This is a genomic window from Microvirga arvi (assembly GCF_016892765.1).
GTDB classification, from domain to species: Bacteria; Pseudomonadota; Alphaproteobacteria; order Rhizobiales; family Beijerinckiaceae; genus Microvirga; species Microvirga arvi.
In genome coordinates this window covers 1-5196 of the sequence record NZ_JAFEMD010000131.1, presented here as the reverse complement: position 1 = coordinate 5196, position 5196 = coordinate 1, and the positions used below count along the sequence as shown (strand labels likewise).

Genomic DNA, 5196 nt, shown 5'->3' with positions numbered 1-5196 from the left:
AAACGCTTCATCGCGACCTCCGCTGATCCGCATCAGCTTAGCCGATGAACACGTTTCCACACAGGCTGGACCCAGAGCTGACCATCCTGAGGTTGGGACACGTGGCTGACGGAGCGATTGTTCCCACAGACAACGACGGAAGACACCGCTTCGGCAAGTTCAGCGCGCCAGTGGGTTCGAAGTCCCGAAAGCGGACCTTCCTTCGAATGACGCCGTCCTTCCATTGGACCGCAACAGACCTTTGCGGTGACCGCTTCGCGGATTCTGTTCCTGAAGGCGGCTCTCTCGTGAAGCGTCGCCACATGACCGTCCCAGTGGTATCATGAACCGGCACGGTCGCGGTGTCGGGCAGCCGGATTGTGCATGTCGCGTCAATTGCCTGGGCTTCATCCGGCGGATCTCCTGAGGGGGAGACAGCCATGGCGACTGCAAGAGCGGAGCGGCGGCTGGCCGCGATCCTGGCCGCTGACGTCGTCGGCTATTCCCGCCTCGTCGAACATGACGAGGCTGGGACGTTGTCGGCCCTGACGGTTCTGCGCCGGGCGGTGATCGATCCGCTGCTGGTTGAGCATCAGGGCCGTATTGTCAAGCTGATGGGCGACGGTGCGCTCGTGGAGTTCGGCTCGGTCGTCGATGCCGTCGCGTGCGCGGTCGCCATCCAGAAGGGCGTTGCCGAGACCCAGGCCGCTATCCCAACGGAGCGACGCATCACCTTCCGGATCGGCGTCAATCTCGGTGATGTGATCCACGAGGTCGATGGGGATCTCTACGGCGATGGCGTCAACATCGCGGCCCGCCTCCAAACCCTGGCGGATCCAGGCGGCATTTGCATTTCCGGCACGGCGTACGATCACCTCCAGGGCAAGCTTGACTGCGAATACGAGTATCTCGGCGAACGCGCGCTCAAGAACATGGAGCGGCCGGTGCGACTGTACCGCCCCCTTCTGGAAGGGACGACCGCACGACCGGCATCCCTCAGGCCGGCACTTCCGGACCGACCATCCATTGCCGTGCTGCCGTTCAGTGCCATGAGCGCCGACCCGGAGCAGGACTTCTTCAGCGGTGGGCTCACCGAGGACATCACCACCGCGCTGTCCAAGCTCAAGGGCTTCTTCGTGATCGCCCGCAACACGATGTTCACCTACAAGGGAAAGCCCGTGGATGTGCGCGCCATCGGGCGCGAACTCGGGGTTCGCTATGTTCTCGAGGGGAGTGTCCGCAAGTCCGGCAACCGCGTGAGGGTGACCGCGCAGCTCATCGATGCGGCCTCCGAAGCCCATCTCTGGGCCGAGAGGTACGACGGCGACCTCGGCGACATCTTCGTCATTCAGGACGAAATCACCGCAAGCGTCGTCGGCCGCATCGGGCCGGAACTCCTGGCGGCAGAGCATGCCCGCGAAAGCCCCAAGCCGCATCATGGCCTGGATGCCTGGGAATGTGTCGTGCGGGCGGTGTTTCTGTGTTCCCAGCTGTCTGAGGAGAGCAGCCGGAAGATGCTCCCCCTGCTCGATCGGGCCATCGGACTGGCTCCCGATTATGCCCAGGCGCTCGCCTTGAAAGGCTGGATCACGATGTGGCGCGCGTTCCAGGGGTGGGAGGACATGGGATGTGCCCTGGCCCTTGCCAGGGATGTCGTCCAACAAGCCATTGCCGCCGACGATAAGGAACCGTGGGCTTACCTTGCGCAGACGATGACGGCCTATGCGACGCGTGACGATGCCCTGGCGACGGCAGCGATCAGCCAGGCTGTCGCGATCAACCCCAACTCCGCGTTTGCACATGGCCAGTTGGGACTTGTGCATGCCAACGGGGGCCGCGCGGCGGACGCCATTCCTTGCATCGACTACGCCCTCAGACTGAGCCCGCGCGAGGCTTTTCTCGGCGACTTTCAGTTCTACTACGCCATGGCTTATTTCCAGGGTGCGAATTACGAGCTTGGATTGAGTTATGCACGGGAGGCGCATCGCCTGCGGTCCGGCCACGCATATCCGCTGATCATCGGCACGGCCTGTGCCGGACTTCTGGACAACCAGGAGGCTGCCACGGACTTGCTTGGGCGGCTCAAGTCGCTGGTCCCTGACATCTCACGGAACTGGGTCGGAGCAACATCTTGTTTCGTCCGCGCCGAGGATCGGGCGCGCCTGATCGAGGGACTTGCACGAGCCGGCCTGGATTGACGGGTTGGAGTGACCTCGAGAACCAATCGCTGATCGGTGAAGGGCGTTCCCGGCAGCACGGCGCGACGACTTTCGGAATTGTGCTGCATGGAAGCCCCACTCGCGGCCTCCCCGACAAAGTTGCCAACACGAAGGTCGCTTCAGCTATCGCCGAAACGCTCCCGGTGATTGGCTCATTGCGAGTAAGGACGTCCAGACCCTGGAAGGCGTAGCTCAAGTCTGATGGCGGTCGCTACCGAATGCCGTTGTTTTCCGCATTCGCGATATCTGCTCGCGTGGTATGCTCTTGGTTAGGAGCTGCCAAATGCGCCTTGGAACAATTGCGGCTAACGTGATGGCCCTGTCATTCTGTCTTGCCGTGTGTGCCTTCTTGGCCGTGCTGGTCGTCGCTGTCGGCTTCCTTGCGGTTCTCGTAGCTGGTCTGGTCGCCTTGGTGATCGCCTATACCGTCGAGATGGAGGACGGCTTGGCGATTGGTCATCCCCGAACGCCTGAACTCTTTGCGATGCAACAGCAGCGGCTGGAACAGCCGAGAAGTCCCGAAGGCACCGTCAGGTTAACTTCTGAGTGATGGGATGCTGGCATAGGTGAGGGATGAAAACGGCCCGTCATCCTCGTTATACTCGTCACCGCTTCCCGGCTGAGGTGATCAGCCATGCGATCTGGTTGTACTTCCGGTTTCCCTTGAGCTTACGCATGGTCGAGGAGATGCTCGCCGCGAGAGGCATCGAGGTCAGCCACGAGGGTGTTGTCACATTAACTCGGGTTTGACTGCGACCGTGTAGATGGCCCGGCATGAGCAAGCCCGTCAGCTACAAACGCCATCGCTTTCCGCCCGAGATCATCGCCCATGCGGTCTGGTTGTATTTTCGCTTTCCTCTGAGCTTGCGACTGGTCGAGGAGATGCTGCTCGAGCGCGGCATCGTCGCCTCCTATGAGACGGTCCGCCGCTGGGCGCTGAAATTCGGGCCCGGGTACGCTCGCCGTCTCGGGCGCAAGACGCCGAGCCGCCGCGACGTTTGGCATCTCGACGAGGTCGTAGTCACCATTGCCGGCCAAAAGCACTGGCTGTGGCGGGCTGTCGATCAGGATGGTTACGTGCTTGATGAAGTTCTCCAGACCCGCCGCAACACCACGGCCGCCAAGCGCTTGCTGAGGCGTCTCTTGCGCAAGCAGGGCGGCCCACCCCGGCGAATGATCACCGACAAGCTCGGCTCCTACGCGGCCGCCCGACGTCAGATCATGCCAGAAGTCGAACACCGATCGCACAAAGGGCTGAATAATCGGGCGGAGAATTCGCATCTGCCGTTTCGCCGACTCGAACGGGCGAGGCAGGGCTTTCGATCTGCCGGAGGGCTGCAGAGGTTCGTCAACGTGTTCTCTGCCGTCCGCAACCTTTTCGTTCCACCCCGCTCCCACCACTCCGCCCGTGCGACCTACCTTCACCGCCTCAACGCTATGACGGCGTGGAACGTCGCGGCGAATGTCGCCACTTGAAGCTTTCAGTGGCCGAATTTGCCTCAATGCGCCCGAGGCTGGTTAACGTGACAACACCGTCACGGCTCACCTCCGACGATCTCAAGGAACTCGGCGTTACTGCGGTCGGCCGCCGCCGGAAGCTCCTGGATGCGATTGCCCACCTGAACGACGCTTCCGGCCTTGCCGCCAAGGACAGGCTGGGCCGGACCGAGAGGAGTGTGGAGCGGTCGGCCTCACGGCCAGCACCTGTCCATTCAGGAGCAGAGCGGCGGCACCTGACCGTGATGTTCTGTGACCTAGTCGGCTCGACGGCCCTGGCGAGTGCTCTCGACCCCGAAGAGTATCGTGCCATCCTCTATGCCTATCACAGCGCCTGTACCGCAACGATTGCACGGTTCGACGGCTTCGTCGCCAAGTACATGGGGGATGGCGTGCTCGCCTATTTCGGCTATCCGCAGGCCCATGAGGACGACGGGGTGAGAGCCGTCCGTGCCGGCCTCGCCTTGGTGGAGGAGGTGAACCACCTTGCTGTTCCGGCCGGGGTCGAATTCCTGCGCGCCCGGGTTGGGATCGCGACAGGTCTGGTGGTGGTCGGTGACCTGATCGGCATGGGAGCGGCCCAGGAAGAAAGCGTCGTGGGCGAGACCCCGAACCTCGCTGCACGGCTTCAGACCCTCGCGCCGCCGGGAGGGGTAGTGATCGCGCCGGCACCCTGGCGCCTCCTCGGCAGCGAGTTCAAGCTCACTGATCTCGGTCTCCAGGATCTCAAGGGATTTGCCGCGCCTATCGCAGCCTGGCAGGTCCTGGGCCCCTCGGTGGTTGAGAGCCGTTTCGACGCCCACAGCACGGGTGCCACGCCCCTGATCGGGAGAGCCGAGGAGCTTGGGCGGCTCGTGCGTCGTTGGGAGCAGGCCAGGGCCGGAGACGGTCAGGTGGTGTTGCTGTCCGGCGAGGCCGGGATCGGCAAGTCGCGGCTGGCACGTGAGTTCCGCGGCCGCGTGCAAACCGACCCACACACCGCCCAGCAGTACCAGTGCTCGCCGTTCTTCAGCAATTCTCCTCTGTACCCCTTCATTGAGCAGATTGAACGGGAGGCAGCTTTCCGAGAGGAGGATACGCCCCAGGAACGGCTGGTCAAACTGGAAACGCTCCTGGCGCAAGCAACTGACGATGTTCCGGCTCTCGTGCCCTTCTTGGCCACGATGCTGTCGATCCCCGCAGGTGAGCGGTACGCCCTGTCCCTCCGGGATCCGCAGCAGCAGCGGGAGCTGACGATTAAGGCCCTGATCAGCTCTATCCTCGGCTTGGCCCGGCGGACACCGCTGTTCCTGTTATTCGAGGATGTGCACTGGGCGGACCCGACAACGCGTGAGGTGCTGGATAAACTGATCGACCGCATTGTCGGCGAGCGTGTCCTTCTCCTTGTCATTGTCCGGCCTGAGGTCGCACTGGCATGGCAGGGTCGACCGCATGTCTCCGAAATCGTGCTCAGCCGCTTGACACCTCGCGAGAGCACCGAGCTCGCGGAAGAGGTGGCAGG

The 5196-nt window shown here is 62.9% G+C and carries 4 protein-coding genes and 1 pseudogene; all 5 read left to right on the top strand.

Going from position 1 to position 5196, the window contains the following annotated elements; translation table 11 throughout:
- Positions 1 to 419: 419 nt before the first annotated feature.
- Positions 420 to 2177, top strand: a complete 1758-nt coding sequence (locus tag ILT44_RS29800; RefSeq protein WP_204243226.1) for an adenylate/guanylate cyclase domain-containing protein — start codon at positions 420 to 422, stop codon at positions 2175 to 2177.
- Positions 2178 to 2481: 304 nt separating this feature from the next.
- Entirely contained in the window at positions 2482 to 2748 is a 267-nt protein-coding gene (locus ILT44_RS29795) for a hypothetical protein (protein WP_204243225.1), read from the top strand.
- 23 nt (positions 2749 to 2771) lie between these two features.
- A pseudogene (locus tag ILT44_RS32165) lies at positions 2772 to 2927 on the top strand (IS6 family transposase); the annotation flags it as partial.
- 45 nt (positions 2928 to 2972) lie between these two features.
- Positions 2973 to 3674 (top strand): IS6 family transposase, encoded by a 702-nt coding sequence (locus ILT44_RS29785; RefSeq protein ID WP_239468637.1) that lies wholly within the window; start codon positions 2973 to 2975, stop codon positions 3672 to 3674.
- Between the two features lie 47 nt (positions 3675 to 3721).
- On the top strand, positions 3722 to 5196 hold a 1475-nt coding region (locus tag ILT44_RS29780; RefSeq protein ID WP_204243224.1), incomplete at its 3' end, for an AAA family ATPase.

Bases quoted from the DNA above. Each gene is read 5' to 3' on its own strand.
- ILT44_RS29800 (WP_204243226.1), top strand. From the start codon at position 420: ATGGCGACTGCAAGAGCGGAGCGGCGGCTGGCCGCGATCCTGGCCGCT.
- ILT44_RS29795 (WP_204243225.1), top strand. From the start codon at position 2,482: ATGCGCCTTGGAACAATTGCGGCTAACGTGATGGCCCTGTCATTCTGT.
- ILT44_RS29785 (WP_239468637.1), top strand. From the start codon at position 2,973: ATGAGCAAGCCCGTCAGCTACAAACGCCATCGCTTTCCGCCCGAGATC.